Annotated in this window: 14 protein-coding genes; 2 read left to right on the top strand and 12 right to left on the bottom strand. The window is 69.2% G+C overall.

Features of this window, described 5'->3' with window-relative positions; all coding sequences use genetic code 11:
• Positions 1 to 111: 111 nt before the first annotated feature.
• Together ACQEVY_RS38335 and ACQEVY_RS38330 are read right to left on the bottom strand one after the other, a co-directional pair.
• Positions 112 to 3,897: a chondroitinase-B domain-containing protein gene (locus tag ACQEVY_RS38335; protein ID WP_432954299.1), complete on the bottom strand. Its 3,786-nt coding sequence runs from the start codon at positions 3,895 to 3,897 to the stop codon at positions 112 to 114.
• Positions 3,898 to 4,654: 757 nt separating this feature from the next.
• Entirely contained in the window at positions 4,655 to 5,920 is a 1,266-nt protein-coding gene (locus ACQEVY_RS38330) for a glycoside hydrolase family 10 protein (RefSeq protein ID WP_432954297.1), read from the bottom strand.
• Between the two features lie 164 nt (positions 5,921 to 6,084).
• Between ACQEVY_RS38330 and ACQEVY_RS38325 the strand changes: the two genes are divergently transcribed.
• Positions 6,085 to 6,957 (top strand): 3-hydroxybutyryl-CoA dehydrogenase, encoded by an 873-nt coding sequence (locus ACQEVY_RS38325; RefSeq protein WP_432954296.1) that lies wholly within the window; start codon positions 6,085 to 6,087, stop codon positions 6,955 to 6,957.
• A 204-nt stretch (positions 6,958 to 7,161) separates the two neighbouring features.
• Complete coding sequence (locus ACQEVY_RS38320) at positions 7,162 to 7,419, top strand: hypothetical protein (protein ID WP_432954294.1); 258 nt, start codon at positions 7,162 to 7,164, stop codon at positions 7,417 to 7,419.
• A gap of 23 nt (positions 7,420 to 7,442) precedes the next feature.
• Here ACQEVY_RS38320 and ACQEVY_RS38315 read toward each other — a convergent pair whose 3' ends face one another.
• The 10 genes from ACQEVY_RS38315 to infC form a co-directional block, all read right to left on the bottom strand.
• Entirely contained in the window at positions 7,443 to 7,988 is a 546-nt protein-coding gene (locus ACQEVY_RS38315; protein ID WP_432954292.1) for an NUDIX hydrolase, read from the bottom strand.
• Positions 7,989 to 8,108: 120 nt separating this feature from the next.
• Entirely contained in the window at positions 8,109 to 9,449 is a 1,341-nt protein-coding gene (locus tag ACQEVY_RS38310) for a transcriptional regulator (RefSeq protein ID WP_432954291.1), read from the bottom strand.
• A 344-nt stretch (positions 9,450 to 9,793) separates the two neighbouring features.
• The gene (locus ACQEVY_RS38305) at positions 9,794 to 10,963 is read right to left on the bottom strand and encodes a PP2C family protein-serine/threonine phosphatase (protein ID WP_432954290.1); all 1,170 of its coding nucleotides are present in this window, start codon (positions 10,961 to 10,963) and stop codon (positions 9,794 to 9,796) included.
• Positions 10,964 to 11,166: 203 nt separating this feature from the next.
• Positions 11,167 to 13,680, bottom strand: a complete 2,514-nt coding sequence (gene pheT, locus ACQEVY_RS38300; protein WP_432954289.1) for a phenylalanine--tRNA ligase subunit beta — start codon at positions 13,678 to 13,680, stop codon at positions 11,167 to 11,169.
• Positions 13,680 to 14,810, bottom strand: a complete 1,131-nt coding sequence (gene pheS, locus ACQEVY_RS38295) for a phenylalanine--tRNA ligase subunit alpha (RefSeq protein WP_432954287.1) — start codon at positions 14,808 to 14,810, stop codon at positions 13,680 to 13,682. The genes pheT and pheS overlap by 1 nt, the downstream gene beginning before the upstream one ends.
• A 182-nt stretch (positions 14,811 to 14,992) precedes the next feature.
• Positions 14,993 to 16,147 carry an ATP-binding protein gene (locus ACQEVY_RS38290; RefSeq protein ID WP_432954285.1) on the bottom strand — a complete coding sequence of 385 codons (1,155 nt, stop codon included), beginning with the start codon at positions 16,145 to 16,147 and terminating at the stop codon, positions 14,993 to 14,995.
• 82 nt (positions 16,148 to 16,229) lie between these two features.
• Positions 16,230 to 17,072: a TrmH family RNA methyltransferase gene (locus tag ACQEVY_RS38285; protein WP_432954283.1), complete on the bottom strand. Its 843-nt coding sequence runs from the start codon at positions 17,070 to 17,072 to the stop codon at positions 16,230 to 16,232.
• A gap of 674 nt (positions 17,073 to 17,746) precedes the next feature.
• A complete protein-coding gene (gene rplT, locus ACQEVY_RS38280; RefSeq protein WP_033323444.1) occupies positions 17,747 to 18,130 on the bottom strand; it encodes a 50S ribosomal protein L20 in 384 nt (127 codons plus the stop codon).
• Positions 18,131 to 18,227: 97 nt separating this feature from the next.
• Positions 18,228 to 18,422, bottom strand: coding sequence for a 50S ribosomal protein L35 (rpmI, locus tag ACQEVY_RS38275; protein ID WP_124443692.1), 195 nt, complete (start codon positions 18,420 to 18,422; stop codon positions 18,228 to 18,230).
• 135 nt (positions 18,423 to 18,557) lie between these two features.
• The gene (gene infC / locus ACQEVY_RS38270; protein ID WP_344393655.1) at positions 18,558 to 19,193 is read right to left on the bottom strand and encodes a translation initiation factor IF-3; all 636 of its coding nucleotides are present in this window, start codon (positions 19,191 to 19,193) and stop codon (positions 18,558 to 18,560) included.
• Positions 19,194 to 19,264: the final 71 nt, after the last annotated feature.

Here is a 19,264-nt window from a genome sequence, read left to right as displayed (position 1 = left end):
GAGTCAGCCCCTGTAAGTCAGTTCAACGCGGCGGCTTCGCCGAATACAGCCGCGTACTGCCGTCGGGCACGACCGGTGGCGGGTGAGCCGCCACCGGTCGCTTTGCGCGTCCTACGCGGCGCCTGGGCCGACGTCCGTCGCGCTGAGCGGGGCCCGTGTGACCGGGGACGACGATCGCTCGTCGGCGCCCACGTCGACGCCGCCGGTGCGAGCGTGACCGTCCATGTCGTCGGTCACGAAGGCGTGGCCGCCGGTGCCGGTGTCGATCGCCGGGCTTCCCGCGCCGATCCGGTACAGCGATCCGTCGGAGGCGAGCAGCGGGTCGACCGCCCTGACGGAGCCGGAGGGCAGGGACACGCCGACGGTCGCCGATCCGGTCGGCCACGCGATGTTCCCGGCGTAGGTCATGCGCACGGGTTTCTTGACCTCGTTGAGCAGCTTGCCCCGGCTGCCCGTGATGACGTTGTCGGCGATGACCGAGTCGACCGGGGCGAGGTTGTAGTTGGCGCCGATCTCGATGTTCGACACGTTGTTCACGAAGGTGTTGTTCACGACGGTCGCCCGGTAGACGCGCCAGTGCGCGTTCAGTGCGCCCGAGGTGTCCACGTCGCCGCCGTCGATCTGCAGCGCGGCGTCGTGGCCGGTGCCGGTCAGGCCGTCGAAGTAGTTGTTGTAGACCTTGTGGTCCTGGCCGTAGATGCGGATGCCGCCGGTGCCCGCCTTGCCCTCCCCGAAGAAGAAGTTGCCGTAGAACTGGCCCCGGTTCCCGTGCCGTTGGGACAGGACGCCCTGTGAGGCGCGGAAGGTGTTGTGGCGGACGACGTTGTCGTTGCTCTTCACGGAGACGATCTCCGGGTCACCGTCGCACCGCTCGAAGAGGTTCGACTCGACAACGGTGAATCCGCTCGACTGGGAGATGCTGCTCTCGCCGATCCGGATGGCCTCCATCTCGTTCTCCGCGCGGGGGCCGATGTCACGGAAGTGGTTGTGGTCGATGCGGTCGTGCTGTGACTGCTGGGTCTCGGATCCGTCGATGGTGATGAAGTTCCCGCGTTGGTGCTTCTCCTCGAACAGGTTGTGATCGATCCGGTTGTGGTGGCTGTTCTCACCCTGGATGATCACCCACTTCAGCGTGGACTCCTCGGTCAGCCGGAAGTGGTTGCGGGTCAGCCGTACGTTGTTCGAGCTGGTGATCTTCAGGGTGTTGCTGTTCGTGAACTTCAGCCCCTGGAACGTGACGTAGGAGGAGTTCGCCACCTCCAGCTGCCCGGCGCCGATCACCGCCTTGCCGCGGTTCTCCGCGACGACGGTGATGGGCTGGGCGGCCGTTCCGTTCTTGCCGGTCATCTTGCCGATCGAGTACGTGCCGTCCGCGAGGACGATGCGGTCGCCGGGCCGCGCCTCGCCGAACGCGCTCTTCAACGCGGTGGAATCCGCGACACGGACCGTACGGACGGGAGCCGGATCTGTCGGATCCGTTGGGTCTGTCGGATCCACGCCGCCGTCACCGCCCCCGTCGGCTCCGTAGATGTCGGTCTCGGTGATGCTGGTCCAGTCGTTGACCGTGTTGCCATGGCCGACGATCCGCACGTACCGGGCCGAGGTATCGGCGAAGTCGTACTTCTGCTGCTCAAGTGTGCTGCCGCTGCTGGTCTTCCGGGCCAGGACGGTCTTCCATGACGATCCGTCGTCGGACAGCTGAATGTCGAAGGTGTGCTTTCTGCTGTTCCCCTGGTGCCAGGCAACGGACGCCGACCCGACGGTCTTCGCCGAGCCGAGGTCGTAGCGGATCCACGCCCCGTCGCCCTGCGACGACCAGCGGGTACTCAGGTTGTTGTCCAGGGTGTTGGCGGGAACGTTGCCGTCATCGGGACTCGCCGTGACGCCCGCGACCTGGATCGGAGAGTCCCCGCCGGGGTCAGTCGGATCGGTCGGATCGGTCGGATCGGTGGGGCCCGTGGGGTCTGTGGGGTCCGTGGGGTCCTCGCCCGCCGCATCGACGTCGTACGTCCGAACCCAGTCGACCTCGAACACGGCCGGGCGCGGACTGCCCTCTTCAGCGAAGTTGTCCAGCTGGATGACGAGGTTCCCCAGGGGCATGTCCTGGATGTTCCCCCGGTCGGCGTTCGCGCCGTCCGCCAGCCGGAACCACTGGACACCGTCGACGTAGCCGACCAGCGCCTTGGACGTCCACTCGAACGCAAAGTTGTGCCACTTCGTCATGTCCACGGGGCAGCGTTTGGGGTTTTCCTTCTTGTCCGACGGGCTCTTCGGGTAGTGCAGGAACGCCGAGAGGCACTGCGCGTCGGGGTCCGAGTACTCGACCCAGTCGTACTCGCCGTTTTCGAGCCGGTTGTCCTCGGTGGGCCAGATCAGGTGCAGCGGATGGTAGGGCTCGCCCTCGGAGCCGGTGTTCCGTGAGCGGGACCGGATTTCCCACCGGCCGTACTGGGTGGGCTCGTGCTGCCTGATCCACCCGGTGTCGCCGTTCGCCTCACCGCGCATGGTCATCATGCCGTCCGCGACGGTGCTGTTCTTCCCGCACCGGCGGCCGTTCTCGCTGTGGCCTTCCCAGCATTGGGGCGTGCCGCCGACGCTGCCGGACGGTACGTCCCACTTCGCGGGGTCGACCGGGCCGGTGTAGTCGAACTCGTCGGATATCGGCAGCGGGTTGCCCCAGCCGTACCGCTTGGCGGCCTCGGTCGAGTCACCGTCGCCACCGCTGCCGCCGTCGCCCCCGTCACCACCGCCGTCGCCGTTGCCGTGCGTGACGTTCAGATCGTAGATCTTCACCTGGCCGTAGTTGTCGGCGCTGCACGGGTCCGAGTTGCCGCAGTTGGCCTGTGTGTACGCGCCGGCCTTGAAGTAGGCGCCGGAGAAGTTCTTCGACAGCGTGGTCTGCAGCACGCCGTTGTAGTAGGCCTTGATCTTGCCGTCGCTGACCACGAACTTCGCCTGGAACCTGGTCCCCAGCTCGTAGTTGTCATCCACCAGCTTGTGATGCTTTGTGTCGCCGTCGGTGACGTAGAGCTTCTTGCCCTCCAGGCGGAAGACGCTGAGGTCGTCGGAGCCGCCGTGGATCTGCCCGGCGACGACGTTCGGGGTCTCCTTGGGAACGTCCGTGATGGCCTGGTCGATCACCATCGTGTGGGTGCCGGATGTGGACGACCAACTCGCCTTGGTCTCCCCCGAGTCCGTCATCTCCCGCAGCTCCGAGCGGGGGTACTTGGAGCCACTGGTGGTGACGCCGTTGACCGGGGCCCGGAACCGGACGGCCGCGCACTCGTCGGCCGTGGTGAACCAGGGGTCGTTCGCGTACGTGTCGAGTTCGGGCTGGTAGACGTTGGTCGGGGACTCCTCCTCGCCCACCGGCAGCCCGATGTACCAGTTCGTCAGGTCCAGCACGTCGGCCGGGTACGCGCAGGAGCCGCCGCCACCGCCGGTGCCGTCGGCTCCGTAGATGTCGGTCTCGGTGATGCTGGTCCAGGCGTTGACCGTGTTGCCATGGCCGACGATCCGCACATAGCGGGCCGAGGCATCGGCGAAGTCGTAGCTCTGCTGCTCAAGTGTGCTGCCATTGCTGGCTTTTCGGGCCAGGACGGTCTTCCACGACGATCCGTCGTCGGACAACTGGACGTCGAAGGTGTTCGTCCTGCTGTTCCCCTGGTGCCAGGCGAGCGACACCGATCCGACGGTCTTCGCCGAGCCGAGGTCGTAGCGGATCCACGCCCCGTCGCCCTGCGACGACCAGCGGGTACTCAGGTTGTTGTCCAGGGTGTTGGCGGGAGCGTTGCCGTCATCGGGACTCGCCGTGACGTTCTTGACCTCCAGCGGAGAGGTGTCAGCCGGCGCGGCCGACGCCACCGGGTAGTACCCGCCCGAGATTCCGACGGCCAACGCGCACACTAAGAGTGCGCGATGTATTCGTCTCATAGATCCTCACTTTGGTTGCAGGAATCCGATCAACCGGAGGCGGCTGATCGGTGGCTGAAGGGTTGTGGTGGAACACCGCGAGGCTGCGCACGGCGATACCGCGTGGCCGGTCAGGACGCCGGCGTCGCCGCCACGGCGGGCGGGAAGGTGGGAGGGACGTAGATCGGGGGCTCTACCGGCCCCGCTGAGGGATCGCCTGACAGCCACACCACACCCCTCGTCAGGACGCGAGGCCGGCGGACTGGGACTCTGGATCCAAAGTCCTTATCGGGAGCGCCATTTCGGGACCGTCTCTCCGGCTGTGGCGATCACTCGGTGGTGTTGATGTTGGTCAGGACGCTGCCGGCGCCGGTGACGGCGTTGTCGGAGGTGACGATGTTCGGCGCGGCCTCGCAGTCGTCCTGGTTGGTCACGTTGATGGCGTAGCCGTCCGCGCCGCCGAGGTCGGAGTCGTGGGCGCGGAAGGGGTTGCCGCAGCCGTAGCCGTCGACGCGGTCGTGGGTCTGGTAGCCGTCTGGGGATGTCTCACAGGAGTGCTCTCCTTATCCGAGTTCTCCCCCTCGGCCTGGCCGTAGAGCGTCACCGGAACCGTGAGGCGTCGTCAGGCGTGACCGTAGACGGCAAGCTTCGGGAGGGGTCCCGAGGAAAAGGGGTAGGGCGGCAGGCAGGCCACGCCCCAGGGGACGTGTGAGCACTCCGTAGCGGGCCTGCTCCTCAATCGTCAGGGCGTCCGCGCCGGCCGCTGGTAGTGGTCGGCAACCACCCGGGCCATGGCCCCGATCTTGTCCTCCCTGACCTCCCTGGCCGCGAAGAACACGTGGCCCTGCGCCTCCGGGTGCTCCTTGGCGAGGGTGAGGTGCCGGGACAGCTCGGCCGGGTCCTGCCAGGGCTCGGGCTGCGCGGGATCCCCGGCCTTGTACAACGCCTCGCCCACATACAGCCGCGTACTGCTGCCCTCGGCGACCTCCGCCCACCAGGGCAGCAGCTTCGCGTAGTCGGCGGCGGCGAAGCCGATGTTCCAGTAGATCTGCGGGCAGATGTAGTCGATCCAGCCCTCGCGCACCCATTTCCTGGTGTCCGCGTGCAGGTCGTCGTACGTCTGCACGCCGGCCTGGGTGTCCGAGCCCTGCGAGTCCGTCGAGGCGTTGCGCCACACTCCGAACGGGCTGATGCCGAACTGTGTGCCCGGCCGGATCTTCTTGACGCGGGCCGCCGTCTCGCGCACGAGTTTGTCTATGTTGTCCCGCCGCCAGGCCGCCCGGTCCTCGAAGCCGCCGCCGTACCGCTCGTACGCCGCGTCGTCGTCGAAGACCTCGCCCTCGACCGGGTACGGGTAGAAGTAGTCGTCCCAGTGCACGGCGTCGATGGCGTACTTCTTCAGCGCGTCGAGCATCGCGTCCTGGACGAAGGCGCGGACCTCGGGCAGCCCGGGGTTGTAGTAGAGCTTCCCGCCGTACGGCACGACCCAGTCGGGGTGCTCGCGGGCGGGGTGCGAGGCGACCAGCTTGGCGGGGTCGGCGTGGTTGGCGATCCGGTACGGGTTGAACCAGGCGTGCAGTTCCAGGCCGCGCGCGTGCGCTTCCTTGACCGCGGTGCCGAGCGGGTCCCAGCCGGGGTCCTTGCCCTGGGTGCCGGTGAGGTACTGCGACCAGGGCTCGTACGGCGAGGGCCACAGGGCGTCGGCGGTGGGGCGCACCTGGAAGATCACCGTGTTGAGCTTGCAGCGTACGGCCGTGTCGAGGTGGGCGAGCAGTTCGGAGCGCTGTTCGGCTGCGGTCAGCCCGGCCTTTGACGGCCAGTCGCGGTTGGTGACGGTCGACAGCCACACGCCGCGCATCTCGCCGGAGCCGGTGCGGCGCCGGGCCTCGGCCTTCTCGTCCTCGTCCGTCTCGCCGCCGGTCGTCGCGGCCCAGGCCGCCGCGCCTCCGGCGGCCGTGAGCCCGGCCAGCATCGCTCCCGCGAACGCCCTTCGTGTCACTCGCCCCATGGGTCCCCCCATACGCACCGGATCGGCCTGCTCACGTATCGCTTCCGGGCAGACAGCATGCCGCACCCGCACGATCGATCATCGGGACCCCGAGAGTAACGTTCACGAATGGAGCAGGCGCCCCCGGGGTCCTGCCACCCCTGTGGAACAGCGAAAGGGACGATGTGACGGACACCTTCGGAGACATCTCACGTGTCGGAGTGGTGGGCTGCGGCCAGATGGGAGCGGGCATCGCCGAGGTGTCCGCCCGTGCCGGGCTCGATGTGATGGTCGCCGAGACCACCGGCGAGGCCCTGGAGATCGGCCGGACCCGGCTCTACAACTCGCTGTCCAAGGCCGCCGAACGCGGCAAGATCTCCGAGGAAGAGCTGGCCGCCACACAGGCGCGGCTCACCTTCACCACCGATCTGGGCGAGTTCGCCGACCGCGACCTGGTGATCGAGGCCGTCGTCGAGAACGAGATGGTGAAGACCGAGATCTTCCAGGTGCTCGACCAGGTGGTGACCCGTCAGGACGCGATCCTCGCCTCCAACACCTCCTCCATCCCGCTGGTGAAGCTCGCCGTCGCCACCTCGCGCCCCGACCAGGTCATCGGCATCCACTTCTTCAACCCGGCCCCCGTGCAGAAGCTGGTCGAGCTGATCCCGGCGCTCACCACCTCCGAGGGCACGATCAGCCGGGCACAGGCGCTGGTCGAGAAGATCCTGGGCAAGCACTCGATCCGGGCCCAGGACCGCTCGGGCTTCGTGGTCAACGCCCTGCTGATCCCGTATCTCCTGTCCGCCATAAGGATGTTCGAGTCCGGCATCGCAAGCCGCGAGGACATCGACAACGGCATGGAGATGGGCTGCGCCCACCCGATGGGCCCACTGAAGCTGACCGACCTGATCGGCCTGGACACGGTCGCGTCGGTGGCCTATTCGATGTACGAGGAGTACAAGGAGCCGCTGTACGCCGCTCCCCCGCTGCTCCAGCGCATGGTCGACGCGGGCCGCCTGGGCCGGAAGTCGGGCTCCGGCTTCTACAGCTACGCCTAGCGGCAGCTTCGTACCGACTACGGTCCGTACGTCCCTGGCCGACGGGCCCGGCTCTCTGCCGAGAGCCGGGCCCGCGCCGTTCACACACCGTGTGCGCACCGGGCCCGCATATGCCCCTCGCACACGCTCCCCAGTGCCCACCAGGGCCGGTTGACTTTCCATGCGCACGTAAGGGATGTGACGACTACTGAAAGGAGCGGACTCGTGACCGCCGACCCGGAGCATCCCGTGGTCCAAGGAGAACTCGCAGAGTTACGCCGTCGCCTCGATGTGGCGCATGCCCGCGTCGAGGGAGGACAGGCGCTGCTCAGTCATCGCGCCGAACAGACCGCCAAGGATCTCGACGACCTGAGCGCACGCGTCGTCGCACTGGAACACACCCGCTGGCCACTGCGCGCAGTCGCGGTCGTCACGGCCGTGGGTGCCCTTGCCGTGGCGGTCTGGCAGGCTCTGGGCCGCTAGGCCACAGGACGCGGTGGGGGGGATCAGGGCAAAGCGTCCTGCCCGAGCCTGAGATGGTGCAGGAGGAGCAGCGCGGCTGCCATGTTGGCGGCCGGGACCTCTCCGCGGGCGACCATGTCGGGGACGAGCTTGAGTGGAACCCATTCCCGACGGTCCGACTCGAAGTCGTCCACGGGGTGTCCGATGTACGCGCCTTCGTCGGCCCAGTAGATGTGGTGCCGGGCGTCGGTGAGCCCGTTGGAGGGCTCGACGCTCATCAGATGGCGCAGGGGTCCTGGCCGCCACCCTGTCTCCTCCTCCAGTTCACGGGCCGCCGCGACGGCGATGTCCTCGCCGTCCTCGACGACGCCCGCCGCGAGCTCCCACCCCCAACTGTCGGTGATGAAGCGGTGCCGCCACAGCAGCAGCACCTCGTTGGCCTCGTTCACCACGGTGGCCACGGCGACGGGCCGCAGCCGTATCAAGAAGTGATCGAGGTGTTGACCGTCCGGCAGCTCTACGTCCGCGAGATTGACGCTGAACCAGCGGTTTGCGTACACAGTTTGTTCGTTCTGTTTCGTCCACTGCACGGTTCTGCCACCTTCCGCCGAGTAGATGGCAATATCGCAGCAGGAGCGTCTTCACAGCAGACTCAGGGCGGTCCGTCGGCGGTCCGCTCGCGGCGGTAGGCGCAGTGCCCGGGGCTCTCCCTACAGCGGTACGCGCAGTGCCCCGGCGATGAGTTCGGCGGCCTCGGAGGTTCCCGCGCAGTCACTGGCCACCAGATGTTCGCGTACCGCCCGCAGTCTGTCGCGCAGCCGCTGGGACTCCATTCCCCGCGCCTGCTCGGCCATTTCGACCGCGGTGACCACCGCCTTGTCCGCATTGCCCTGGCGCAGCTCGATCTGACTGAGCATTGCGAGCCGGTGCACCCGGCCCCGGTCGTGCGCCGGAGTGTCCACGGCCGCCGCGGCGTGCTCCTGAGCGCCGGTCAGGTCACCGAGGCTCAACAGCGCCTCCGCTACTTGTACGTTGACCAGGCCCGGCTGGACATAGCCGGTCTCGTCCGGCTCGTAACCGCGCCGGATGCGTTCGGCGGCCGACTCGGCACGCCGGATGCAGGACAGGGCGCTGCTGCCGTCGCCGAGGTGTGCGTACGCCTTGGCCTGCATCGCGTAGAGGTCGGCGGCGAGCGCCGGTGTGATGTGCCGCCCGGCGGCGCGCAGCGCGGCCTCGGCGAAGGCGACGGCCTGCCGGTACTCGCGCATGAACAACGACTGGTTGACCAGCAGAGCGATGACATACGCGCCAAGTCCCCGGTCACCGCTGGCCTTTGCGAGCCTGAGCGCCTGGTGGAAGTAGCGCTGGGCGAGGCCGTGCGCGTCGGAGTCGTACGCGCAAATGCCCGCGATCGCCACCAACCCGCCTGTCGCGCGGTGGAGTTGGCGGCCGGTGGCGTCGGTGTAGCTGCCTCTGAGCAGCGGCGCGGTCTCGGAGTTGAGGAACCCGACGATACGGCTGCGGGTCGCGACGCCGCCGGCCTTGCGGTACATCTGCTCGTAGTGGGCGCGGGCGGCGCGCAGCATCTCGATGTCGGCCATGCTCACCCGCTGCCGGCCGCCTCGCGAGACGTCGGTGTCCTCGGGCGGGTTCTCCCATTCCCATACGGGCATCACGGCGGGCGTTCCGGTGACGGCGGGCGCGCCGAGGATGTGCGGGCGCTGCTGTTCGTCGGAGCGCCACAGGGCGGTGGCCCGCTCGACGAACCCGGAGAGGGTCGTGCCGTGCGGAGAGGCCGACTCGCCGGGTACGCCGAGGCCTATGTCGTCGAGCGTGACGGGGCGCTGCAAGCGCGTGGCGAGCACCTCGCAGATCAGGTCGGGCACCTGGCCGCGCGGGCGCTGGCCCTTCAACCACCGGGCCACGGCGGTGTGTTCGTAACGCAGCGCCAGGCCACGGCTGCGACCCGCCTGGTTCACATGGGCGGCGAGTCCCGCATGGGAGATCCCGGCCTCGTCGAGAATCGCGTCGAGCAGAGTGTTGGGCTGCATGGAATGCCCTCCGGGTGGCTCGGTGCGGAAAAGCGTAGTGCGTGCGTGTTCACACGGGGTGTGAACGGAGTGCTCGAATCCGCACCGTACGCGCGCTGTTGCGGAGAGTTTCCGGCCGCTTGACTGAAATGCCTCGCAAAGAGGCCCGCCGGGCCGCCGGCTCCCCCTCGTACAGTGCGGTGGCCCGCCTTCGCGCCGTCCGCCCAGCTGCCTGCCCGACACTCCGTGGCTGGGGCGGACGGCGTCGTTCCACTGGGGTGAGCAGTTCCGACTAAGCAGCGGGGGCTGCAAGTTTGTTGTCGACTGCGGGTGCGTCGTGGCTTGTCACGCAGTTCCCCGCGCCCCTAAAGGGGCGCCAGTGCTGGGCGGTCGTTGCGTAGTACCAGTATCGCTACGTCGTCCGTCGTGCTTCCGGCTGTGTGGCGTTGGAGGCTGGTGAAGACGTTTCGCAGTACGTCCCTCGGCTCCATCTGCTGGGTCTTGGCGGCCTCGGTCAGCGCAGCCGTTAGCGGGAAGAAGTGGCCCTTCCCGTCTCTCGCGTCCTCTGCGCCGTCCGTGTGGAGGAACAGGGCCTCGCCGGGGTGGAGTTGGCCGCAGTCGATGGGCGGGAGTTTGTCGGGGAGGGGGAACAGGCCCAGTGGGGTTAGAGGTTCGGCTTGGGCGAACGGTTTCGCTTGGCCTGGGGTCAGGAGGTAGGGCCAGGGGTGGCCGCAGTTGAGGGCTTGGACCGTGCCGTCGGGGCGGATCTCCAGGAGCAGTACGGTGACGAAGTCCTCGGCTACCGGGCTCGGCGGGTCCGTGGCGGAGGCCGCCGGGTGTTCGTGGCGGGCGCGTTCGCGGTGGTGGCGGTCCAGGGCGCGTTCCAGGCGGCGTAGTACGTCGGCGAACTCGGCCTCCTCGTGGGCCGCGTCGCGGAAGCTGCCCAGGAGTGCCGCGACCGTTCCTATCGCGGCCAGGCCGTGGCCCCGTACGTCTCCTATGACCACGCGCACCCCGTGTGCGGTTGCCATCACCTCATACAGATCGCCGCCGACCGCCGCGCTCCGGCTCGCGGACAACTGCCCGGCGGCCAGGGCGAGTCCGTCGAGTCGCGGCGGCAGCGGGCGGAGCACCACTGCCTGGGCGGCGTCGGCGACGGCGCGGGTGCTTTCGAGTTCACGCTGCAGGCGGGCGCGGCGCCCGGCGGTGAGATAGCTGGCCAGGACGACAGCGAGGATGGCCGCGAACGTGCCGCACCGGGTGCCGAGGCTCTCGTCCCTGCCCGCCGTGCCGATCGGCACGAGCGCGAAGGCCGCGCACAGGCCGCCGAGCAGTACGCATGAGCGGCGGCCGGTGCCGGCGCAGGCGATGGCGGGGGCGGCGGCCAGGAGCTGGATCAGCTGGGCCTGGGGCGGAGAGAGGATTTCCCACAGGAGGACGGTGGCGACCCAGAGGCCCGGCAGTACGAGAACGAGTGTCCGCCACGCACGGGAGGCACCGACGCGCGTGCCGCCCCGGGCAATGGTACGGATCATGCCGACGGACCCCCAAGCTGCGGTGCGGCGGTCGCGGGGCCTTCCCTGGTCGGCACTCGTGGGCGGCCGATCGACCGGATCGATTCTGTCGGCGTCTATACCCGAATAGCCCGTTGGCACCGAATTCTCACCCGAATGAGTGAGGGACACCTCCGTGGCTCCGGAAGTGTCCCTCGTCGCAGGTCAGCGGGCATGTGCCGGGGTCACGCCCCGCGCAGCACCGCCCCTGTGCGCTCGCCGGCGAGAGTGATCGCCGCGTCGCGGGCGGCCGAGGCCACCTCGACGGTCAGCGTGCGGTCGTCGGCGCGGAAGCGCAGCGCGTACGCCAGGGACTTGCGCCCCTCGCCGAGCTGCTCGCTCTCGTAGACGTCGAACAGCCGGATGGACTCGAGGAGTTCACCCGCGCCCTCGCGCAGTGCGGCCTCCACGTCGGCCGCCGGAACGTCCCGCGAGACGACCAGCGCGACGTCCTGCGTGGCGACCGGGAAGGCGGAGATACGCGGCGCCTGAAGGGCGCCGGTGCCCGCCTGCTCCAGGAGGTCGAGCTCGACCTCCATGGCGCAGCTGCGCTCCGGAAGGTGCAGCGCCTTGATGACCCGCGGGTGCAGCTCACCGGCGTGACCGGCGAGCGTCTCCTCGCCGTTCACCGTCACGTACAGCGCGGCGCAGCGGCCCGGGTGCCAGGGAGCGTGCTGGTCGGCGCGCACGGTCAGCTCGACGCCGGCCTCGCGGGCGACCGTACGAGCGGCCTCGACGGCGTCCGCCCAGTCCGCCGGACGCCCCTTCCCCCACCAGCCGGCCTGTTCGCGGGCGCCCGCGAGGACGACGGCGACGCGGCGCGGCTGGCGCGGCAGCGCGGAGTTGATCCCGGCGACCTCCTCATCGGTGGGCCGACGGTCGACGGGCAGCCGCTCGGCCGTGTGCTCCTCGCCGGTCGGCCGGAAGACCAGGCCGGTCTCGAAGAGCGCCAGGTCGTGCGAGCCACGGCCGTCATTGCGCCGCAGTGCGCCGAGCAGCCCCGGCAGCAGGGTGGTGCGCATCGCCGGCTCTTCGTCGGAGAGCGGGTTGACCAGCTTGACCAGGGAGCGGCGCGGGTCGTCGGCCTCCAGGCCGAGCTGGTCGAGGACCTCGGTCCCGATGAACGGGTAGTTCAGCGCCTCGACGTACCCGGCCCCGGCCAGCGCCCGGCCGACCCGGCGGTGCAGCCGCTGCCGGTCGGTCAGGCCCAGGCCCGCGGGGGGCTTGGGCAGGGTCGAGGGCAGGTTCTCGTAACCCTCGAGCCGGATGACCTCTTCGGCCAGGTCGTTCGGGTCGGTCAGGTCGGGCCGCCAGGACGGCACGGTGACGGTCAGCCGGTCCTGCCCGTAGACGTCGCAGCCGATCTGCTGGAGACGGCGTACGACGGTCTCGCGGCCGTAGGCGACACCTGCGACCTTGTCCGGGTGGTCCGCCGGGATGGTGATGGTGCGCGGCGCGGAAGGCGCGATGACCTCGGTGACGCCGGCCTCTGCGGTGCCACCCGCGAGGAGCATGAGCAGGTCGACGGTCCGCTGGGCCGCCGCGGACGCGGCCAGTGGGTCGATGCCGCGCTCGAAGCGCTTGGACGCCTCGGAGGCCAGCTTGTGACGGCGGGCCGTACGCGCGATGGAGACCGGGTCGAAGTGGGCGGCCTCGATGACGACTTCGGTGGTGACACCGGCTTCGTCGTCGTGGTCCGCGATCTCCGTGTTGGCGCCGCCCATGACGCCGGCGAGGCCGATCGGCCCGCGGTCGTCAGTGATCAGCAGGTCCTCGGCATCCAGCGTGCGCACGACGCCGTCAAGGGTGGTGAGCTTCTCGCCCGGCTCGGCCCGGCGCACACCGATCGCGCCCTGGACGCGGGAGCGGTCGTACGCGTGCAGGGGCTGACCCAGCTCCAGCATCACGTAGTTGGTGATGTCGACGGCGAGGGAGACCGGGCGCATCCCTGCCTTCTGCAGCCGGCGCCGCAGCCAGATCGGGGAACGCGCCTCCGGGTCGAGACCGGTGACCGTACGCGCGGTGAAGTGGTCGCAGCCGAGCGGGTCGGACACCTCGACGGGGTAGCCGAACTCGTTCGGCCCCGGAACGTCGAGCAGGGCCGGGTCGCGCAACGGCACCCCGTACGCGATGGCGGCCTCGCGGGCGACACCGCGCAGCGAGAGGCAGTAGCCGCGGTCGGGGGTGACCGCGATGTCCAGGACCTCGTCGACGAGTTCGAGCAGCTCGATCGCGTCGGTGCCGACCTCGTGCTGCGGCGGCAGCACGATGATGCCCTTGCTGCCGTCGTCGCCCATGCCCAGCTCGTCGCTGGAACAGATCATGCCGTGCGAGGTCCTGCCGTACGTCTTGCGCGCGGAGATCTCGAAGCCGCCGGGCAGCACCGCGCCCGGCAGGACCACGACGACCTTGTCACCGACGGCGAAGTTGCGGGCGCCGCAGATGAGTTCCTGGGGCTCGCCGGTGCCGTTGGCCTGGCCGACGTCGACGGTGCAGAAGCGGATCGGCTTCTTGAACTCCGTCAGCTCCTCGATGGTCAGCACCTTGCCGACGACGAGCGGCCCCTTGAGGCCGTCGCCGAGCTGCTCGACGGTCTCGACCTCGAGACCGGCAGCGATGAGCTTGGCCTGGACGTCGCGCCCGGTCTCCGTCGCCGGCAGGTCGACGTACTCCCGCAGCCAAGAAAGCGGGACCCGCATCAGATCTCCATCCCGAACGGCCGGGTGAACCGGACGTCACCCTCGACCATGTCTCGCATGTCTTCGACGTTGTGGCGGAACATCAGCATCCGCTCGATCCCGAACCCGAAGGCGAATCCGCTGTACTTCTCCGGGTCCACACCGCAGGCGGTCAGCACCCGCGGGTTGACCATTCCGCAGCCGCCAAGCTCGATCCAGCCCTCGCTGGAGCAGGTGCGGCAGGGGCGGTCGGGGTTGCCGACGGACTCGCCCTTGCAGACGTAGCAGAGCATGTCCATCTCGGCGGACGGCTCGGTGAACGGGAAGTAGTTCGGACGCAGCCGCGTCTTCATGTCGGCGCCGAAGAGCGACTGGACCATGTGGTCGAGGGTGCCCTTGAGGTCGGCCATGGTCAGGCCCTCGTCGACGGCCAGCAGCTCGATCTGGTGGAAGACGGGGGTGTGCGTGGCGTCGAGCTCGTCCGTGCGGAACACCCGGCCGGGGCAGACGACGTAGACCGGCGGCTCGCGGTCGAGCATGGCGCGGGCCTGCACGGGCGAGGTGTGGGTACGGAGTACGACTCCGGACTCGCCGTCGCTGTCAGCACCCTTGGGTCCTTGGACGAAGAACGTGTCCTGCATCTGCCGGGCCGGGTGGTCAGGGCCGAAGTTCAGGGCGTCGAAGTTGAACCACTCGGCCTCGACCTCGGGGCCCTCCGCGATCTCGTATCCCATGGACACGAAGACGTCCGCGACCCGCTCCATCATGGTGGTCAGCGGGTGCCGGGCGCCGGCCGGTACGCGGTCGTACGGCAGCGTGACGTCCACGGCCTCCTCGACCAGCACCCGGGCGTCGCGCTCGGCCTCCAGCTCGACCTGGCGGGCGGCGAGCCCCTTGTTCACCGCGCCGCGGGCCTGGCCGACCCGCTTGCCGGCGTCCGCCTTGGCGTGCGGGGGCAGGGCGCCGATCTCGCGGTTGGCGAGGGCCAGCGGCGAGGTGGGGCCGGTGTGGGCGACCTTGGCCTCATGGAGCGCGTCGAGGGAGTCCGCGGCGGCGAAGGCGGCGAGCGCCTCGTCCCGCATGCGCTCGATCTGTTCCGGTTTCAGTGCCTCGACCTCTACAGGGTCGTACGACTTGTTCGGTGCCGACATCTCTTCCCGTGCTTCCGGTTGGCTGGCGGTGGGTCCCCGTCTGCGACTCGGGGGACGCGTCGTCCTGAAAAGAGGACGCAAGGTGCCAAAGGCCGAGTCTAACGGGGGTGAGGGCCTCTCTCGGACGCCCGGTCCGAGGGGTCCCGCAGGTGTGCGAATGCGCCCGTGGGGCCTCGTCGGCGTTAGAGCAGATACGCCGGGGTGCCCACGGGCAACGTAAATCGGAACTGGGCGCCGCCGCCGGGGGCGCGGCCGACCGTGATGGTGCCGCCGTGGGCTTCGACGATGCCCTTGACGATGTACAGCCCGAGGCCGGTGCCGCCGCGCTTGCTGCCCCGCCAGAAGCGGGTGAAGACGCGGTTCATGGACTCCTCCGGGATGCCGGGGCCCTCGTCGCTCACCGTGAGCGACGTACCGGCGCATTCCCGTTCGCGGGGCGACGGCGCGGGCTCTACGTCAATGGTGACGGTTCCCTCGCCGTGCCGCACCGCATTTTCCAGCAGATTGCTGAGCACCTGGTCGACCTTGTCGGGGTCGGCCCACAGGTCGGGCAGCGGCTGGCTGATACGGAGCAGGAAGCGGTCGGCGGACTGGCCGGAGGCGACGTACGACTGGATGTGCCGGCCGACGGCGACGCCCAGGTCGACGGGCTGGCGGCGCAGCTCGAGGCGGCCGGAGTCGATGCGGGATATGTCGAGAAGCTCGGCGATGAGCCGGGTGACCCGGTTCGCGTCGGCGTCGACGGTCTCCAGCATCAGCTTCTTCTGGTCGTCGGTGAATCGTTCCCACTTGGCGAGCAGCGTCGCCGTGAAGCCCTTCACGGAGGTGAGCGGCGAGCGGAGTTCATGGGCGACCGTGGCGATCAGCTCGGCGTGGCTGCGCTCGGTGCGGCGGCGGGCCTCGGTGTCGCGCAGCGAGACGACGACGCGGCGGACGGGGCCGGTGGGCGCGGTGCGTACGTAGCGCGCGGAGACCAGCACTTCACGTCCGCCCGGGAGCAGCAGATTGCGCTCGGGCTGCGCGACGCGGATCGCCAGACCGCCGTACGGATCGGTCAGCTGCCACCAGCGGCGGCCTTCCAGGTCCTCTAACGGGAGCGCCCACTCCAGCTGCCGGCCGAGCGCGTCGGCGGCGGGTACGGCGGTGATGCGGGCGGCGGCGGCGTTGAAGCAGATGACGCGGCCGCGCTCGTCGGCGATCACCAGTCCGTCGGGCAGGTCGTCGGGGTCGATGCCGAGGTCGGTGAGGTCGGTGAGATCACCGCGCGGGGGCGCGGGCGCGCTGTGCACGTCGCGTGCTCGCAGTGCCCTTTTCGCACCGCTCGTTCCGACACTCATCCCCGTACCCCACCTCTCGGACCTGGCGAGTGGGCCCCCGAGTCCGTCACCCTACTAGCTGTCAGTGACGGAACGGACCCCCTCAGGGACGTGCACCGCGGGTGCGTTGTGCACGGGCGGACGCGTAGAGACATACGGCGGCGGCGGTCGCCAGGTTCAGGCTCTCGGCCTTTCCGTGAATGGGTACGCGCACGACGGCGTCGGTGAGCGCGCGCGTCTCCTCCGGCAGGCCCCATGCCTCGTTCCCGAACACCCAGGCCGTGGGGCCGCCCATGGTGCCGCGATCGAGTTCGTCGTCCAGGTAGTGGTCGCCGACCCCGTCCGCGGCCAGTACGCGTACGCCGGCGCCCTTGAGCCCCGCGACGGCGTCCGCCACGGGTACGCCCACGGCGACGGGCAGGTGGAACAGCGAACCGACCGACGCTCGCACCGCCTTGGGGTTGTAGACGTCGACGGACGCGTCGGTGAGGACGACGGCGTCTGCTCCGGCGGCGTCCGCGCATCGCAGGACGGTTCCGGCGTTCCCAGGGTCCCGCACATGGGCCAGTACGGCGACCAGTCGCGGCGCCGTCTCGAGGATCTCCTCGAACGACGTGTCCAGGAAGTGGCAGATCCCGACGAGCCCCTGCGGGGTGACGGTCGTCGAGATGCCGGCGATCACGTCCTCGGCGGCGAGGTGCACGCGCGCGCCCGCCGCTCGGGCTTCGCCCACGATGTCGGCATACCGCTCCGCGGCGTCGACCGTGGCGAACAGCTCGACCAGTGTGGCCCCTGCGCCGCCCCGATGCCCGGCCGCCTCCCGTACGGCCTGCGGCCCCTCGGCAAGAAACAGCCGTTCCTTGACCCGAAAGTTCCGCTTGACGAGCCGACGGGCGGCGGTGACGCGGGGCGAACGGGGGGAGATCAACTCCGGGGCGGGTGGCATGGGTTCACCTTCGGTGGGATGGCGGGCGGGTGGTGTGGTTTTCTCGCCCCCGCCGCCCCTACCCGTCCCATCCTCGGGGCTTCGCCCCGAACCCCACCAAGGGCTCCGCCCCTGGACCCCGCTGGGGCTGCGCCCCAGACCCCCTTCGGCCTGAACGGCCTCGTCCTCAAACGCCGGACGGGCTGATTGATGCCGGCCTGCGCTGCAAAGTTCCGCCTGGGCGGACGAACTCTCGCGTGGAGATACAGCCCAGGGCGGCGGAACTCTGGCGTGGAGTTACAGCCCAGGGCGGCGGAATCTCCACTGCGGAGTTCAGCCCGGGCCCGGAAAATCCCGGGGGCTGCGACAATTCAGCCCCTCCGGCGATCGCCGAGCACAATCAGCCCCTCCGGCGTTTGAGGAGCGGGGGTCCGGGGGCTGGCCCCCGAACGGGGTCCGGGGCGGAGCACCGAGGAGGGTCAGGGGCGCGCAGCCCCGAGGGGGTCTGGGGCGCAGCCCCGAGGGGGTCTGGGGGCGTAGCCCCCAGCGAGGTCCAGGGGCGGAGCCCCTTGGTATGGGACGGGTAGGGGCGGCGGGGGCGAAAGAACCGGCCCCGGACGCAGCCGGACCCGCAGGCGGTGGACAGCCTGCGGGTCCGGTTGACGTTGCGTACGCGGCTGAAGCCGAGCGCAGCGTCACGCCGCCTTCGGCGCGTTCACGTCCGAAGGCAGCGCCTTCTGCGCGACCTCGACGAGCGCAGCAAACGCGTTGGCGTCATTGACGGCAAGGTCCGCAAGGATCTTGCGGTCGACCTCGACGTTCGCGGCCTTCAGGCCCTGGATGAACCGGTTGTACGTGATGCCGTTGGCGCGAGCAGCCGCATTGATGCGCTGAATCCACAGCTGCCGAAAGTCACCCTTGCGCTTCTTGCGGTCGTTGTAGTTGTAGACCAGCGAGTGGGTGACCTGCTCCTTGGCCTTGCGGTACAGGCGCGAACGCTGACCGCGGTAGCCGGAGGCCTGCTCGAGGATCGCCCGGCGCTTCTTGTGGGCGTTGACTGCCCGCTTGACGCGTGCCACTTGATTAACTCCTTGTAGCGGGGCCGTGGTTGGACTCACACGACCCGAAATCGATTGGGTCCCGGTCAGAGATCAGGTACGCGGCGCGTTCCCGACGTCACTTGCCGAGAAGCTTCTTGATCTTCTTGGCGTCGCCCGGGGCCATCTCGGCGTTGCCGGTGAGGCGACGCGTCAGACGGGACGACTTGTGCTCGAGATAGTGGCGCTTGCCGGCGCGCTCACGGAGCACCTTGCCGGAGCCGGTGACCTTGAAGCGCTTCCTGGAACCGCTGTGCGACTTGTTCTTCGGCATAGCGCCGTTCTCTCCTCGTCAGTGGCGTTCCGATGCCCGGTCGTGAAACCGGGCACGGCGGAACGTCAGATGTATCGGGTTGGCATCCCCGGACTCCCGTCCAGGGACCTGGACCCCAGGACCTGCGTCCTGGAATCAGGCGTCGGCGGAAGCCTCGGCCGGAGCCTCTTCGGCGACGTTCTGCGATTTGCCGGGGTTGGCCTTCGCTTCTGCCTTCCGGGCTTCCTGCGCCTGGCGGGCCTCGGCCATCGCCTCGGTCTTCTTCTTGTGCGGACCGAGAACCATGATCATGTTCCGGCCGTCCTGCTTCGGGTTCGATTCGACGAAACCGAGGTCCTGGACGTCCTCCGCGAGACGCTGCAGCAGTCGGTAGCCGAGCTCCGGCCGGGACTGCTCGCGACCACGGAACATGATCGTGATCTTGACCTTGTCGCCCTGCTTGAGGAACCGGACGACGTGACCCTTCTTGGTGTCATAGTCGTGCGGGTCGATCTTCGGCCGGAGCTTCATCTCCTTGATGACCGTGTGCGCCTGGTTCTTGCGCGCCTCACGGGCCTTCATGGCCGACTCGTACTTGAACTTCCCGTAGTCCATGAGCTTGCAGACCGGCGGACGTGCGTTCGCGGCCACCTCGACCAGGTCGAGGTCGTACTCCTGCGCAAGCTCCAGGGCCTTGGCAAGCGGAACAATCCCGACCTGCTCGCCGCTGGGACCGACAAGTCGCACCTCGGGAACGCGAATCCGGTCGTTGATGCGGGGCTCGGCGCTGATGGATCCTCCTCGGTTAGCACCACACGGCTGTCTGGCAGACAGCTCGCGTACGTCTCTTCAACTGGGACCAA

It is taken from the genome of Streptomyces sp. CA-288835 (assembly GCF_050936385.1).
Classification (GTDB): domain Bacteria; phylum Actinomycetota; class Actinomycetes; order Streptomycetales; family Streptomycetaceae; genus Streptomyces.
Note: the sequence above shows the minus strand (reverse complement) of the source record. Positions and strands in the feature narration are given on the sequence as shown.

What these genes read in the sequence shown, in the direction of transcription:
- ACQEVY_RS38330 (WP_432954297.1), bottom strand. Translation starts at nt 5,920, where the DNA reads ATGGGGCGAGTGACACGAAGGGCGTTCGCGGGAGCGATGCTGGCCGGG.
- ACQEVY_RS38310 (WP_432954291.1), bottom strand. Translation starts at nt 9,449, where the DNA reads ATGCAGCCCAACACTCTGCTCGACGCGATTCTCGACGAGGCCGGGATC.
- ACQEVY_RS38305 (WP_432954290.1), bottom strand. Translation starts at nt 10,963, where the DNA reads ATGATCCGTACCATTGCCCGGGGCGGCACGCGCGTCGGTGCCTCCCGT.
- pheT (WP_432954289.1), bottom strand. Translation starts at nt 13,680, where the DNA reads ATGCGGGTCCCGCTTTCTTGGCTGCGGGAGTACGTCGACCTGCCGGCG.
- pheS (WP_432954287.1), bottom strand. Translation starts at nt 14,810, where the DNA reads ATGTCGGCACCGAACAAGTCGTACGACCCTGTAGAGGTCGAGGCACTG.
- ACQEVY_RS38290 (WP_432954285.1), bottom strand. Translation starts at nt 16,147, where the DNA reads ATGAGTGTCGGAACGAGCGGTGCGAAAAGGGCACTGCGAGCACGCGAC.
- ACQEVY_RS38285 (WP_432954283.1), bottom strand. Translation starts at nt 17,072, where the DNA reads ATGCCACCCGCCCCGGAGTTGATCTCCCCCCGTTCGCCCCGCGTCACC.
- rpmI (WP_124443692.1), bottom strand. Translation starts at nt 18,422, where the DNA reads ATGCCGAAGAACAAGTCGCACAGCGGTTCCAGGAAGCGCTTCAAGGTC.